This is a genomic window from Henriciella sp., from assembly GCF_049649345.1.
Classification (GTDB): domain Bacteria; phylum Pseudomonadota; class Alphaproteobacteria; order Caulobacterales; family Hyphomonadaceae; genus Henriciella.
Genome location: NZ_JBARZC010000270.1, coordinates 1 through 1,796 on the forward strand (window position 1 = coordinate 1; position 1,796 = coordinate 1,796).

At 66.0% G+C, this 1,796-nt stretch carries 2 protein-coding genes and 1 pseudogene; all 3 read right to left on the reverse strand.

Translation table 11 applies throughout. From position 1 onward, the window contains the following. A pseudogene (locus WA989_RS07140) lies at window positions 1-258 on the reverse strand (peptidoglycan endopeptidase); the annotation flags it as partial. Continuing rightward, window positions 255-1,076: a DUF2163 domain-containing protein gene (locus WA989_RS07145; protein WP_424339815.1), complete on the reverse strand. Its 822-nt coding sequence runs from the start codon at window positions 1,074-1,076 to the stop codon at window positions 255-257. The gene WA989_RS07145 and the pseudogene WA989_RS07140, both read right to left, overlap by 4 nt. Continuing rightward, a partial coding sequence (locus WA989_RS07150) for a DUF2460 domain-containing protein (RefSeq protein ID WP_424339816.1) occupies window positions 1,073-1,796 on the reverse strand: 724 nt, incomplete at its 5' end. The genes WA989_RS07145 and WA989_RS07150, both read right to left, overlap by 4 nt.

Genomic DNA, 1,796 nt, shown 5'->3' on the forward strand with positions numbered 1-1,796 from the left:
CAGCAGATCACCGCGCTCAAGGCTTCCGCTCACGGGGCGAAAATGATGGTCCGGCACGAGCGCGAGCAAGCGTTCCGGTCTGGTATTGCGCAGCGTGTAATGCGGCAGCGGCGGAGGCCTGCGCCCAATGGCGAGCAGCGCGCAATGGACCAGCCCCACGCAATCGATCCCGCTTGCCGGATCGCGTCCGTGGAGCCGGAAGGGCGTGCCGATCAGAGCGCGCGCCGCTCCGGCGAACGCTACATGGTCGGCGCTCATCCGGTGCCGGTCGGATGGCGGGCGAGCAAATCGTTGCCCGGCAAATGCGGTTCCCCGCGGAAATTGGCGGCATTGCCGAACCGGCTGGCGCAAGTGGCGATGGTGTGATCGCAGCCTTCGCGCAGATACGCTTTGTGCCCAGCGACAACGCCCTCGCCGATGGACCGGTCGAGTACCAGGCTCTCGCCATCGAGGTCGATCGCCTGCATCGATATTCCGGCGAATGGCCCATCGATCCAGCGCACACTGCCATCGCGCATCTCAGCCGCGCCAGGGCCACCGGTAAACCGCACGCTGTTCTCGGCAAGATCGACCGAAGCGACCGCCGCCAGATGCGTATGGCTGGCGGGATTGACCCGGCATTCCGCATCGCAAAAACCCGCGCGGCAGGTCGGGCTTGTGCGCGGAACGACATCCAATTCCAGATCGGCCTTGGCGGATCGCAATTCGGCTTCGAAAGAGCCCGCTTCCTGCGAGACATTGCCAAGCGTGCCGTTGAACAGCGTCGCCCGGTCCAGCGTTTCCCAATCGACCAGCCCGATGGCGATGCGCGCTTCGGCAAAGCGGCCTGCCGCCAGATCTGCCTCGGCAATGGAATCAAGCGCCAGCACGCCTAGGACCTCGACCGAGTCGCGCTCCAGGCTGGCCGTGCGGCGGATGGCGGAGGGCAGAATTCCGGGCGCGGCGCGATAGGTGATGCCGCCAAAACCGATATCGCGATTGTGGCTGGTGAAGCCGAGCGCCACGCCATCGCGCCGCTTTATGCTCCACCATGTCGCCACGCCTTCCAGTTCGGACGCGAAGAAAATGCGGCTCATACCGCTTCCCGCAATTCGATCAGCGGCACCGACGGTGCATCGCCCGCGGCAAAGGTCGCGCCGGTAATATCCAGCCGGTCCTCGGCAAAGCGCACCGGTACATCGAACAGAAAACCGGCGCGCACCTCGGCGCCATCGGGCGGCGCGTCCACGAAAGCGATCAGGCCGCCATCCTCCAGCACCCAGTCCGTGTTCAGCGCGCCATCCACGCTCACCACGATCGTATCGCCGCGCGGGCGGGTGATGAAACGCTGCTGCGGATCGTCTCCGCTGCCGTAGGATTTCGACAGACGGAAGGTGGCCGTCAGCCCGTCGCCGACTCCGATCGGCTGATCGGTCATGGACGGCGTGCCGGTCAGCCCGTTCGAGCTGAAATCGTAGGGATCGGAGAGGCGAAAGCCGCGCGCAGGGCCGCGCCGGGCGCGGAAGAATTCGAGCAGCACGCCCAGCTCGGCCTGCGAGCGGATACCCGGCCCGACATCGTAATTCAGCCGCGCATCGCTCCATTGGCTGTTGCGCCGCTCATGGCCCGACGCGGTGAGCGAAATGGCGGTCGAAAATTCGGGACTGACCCCGGCATCGCGGCCCAGGCTGAGCGGATAGAGCACATCGTCGAAAGCTTGCACGTCATTCTCCAGTGGTGGCAGGCGGGTGTATCCATCGCGGCAGATTTGCGGCAGCGCCCAGACGAAGCGGCGGGGACTGCCGCGCGCGGCGGCT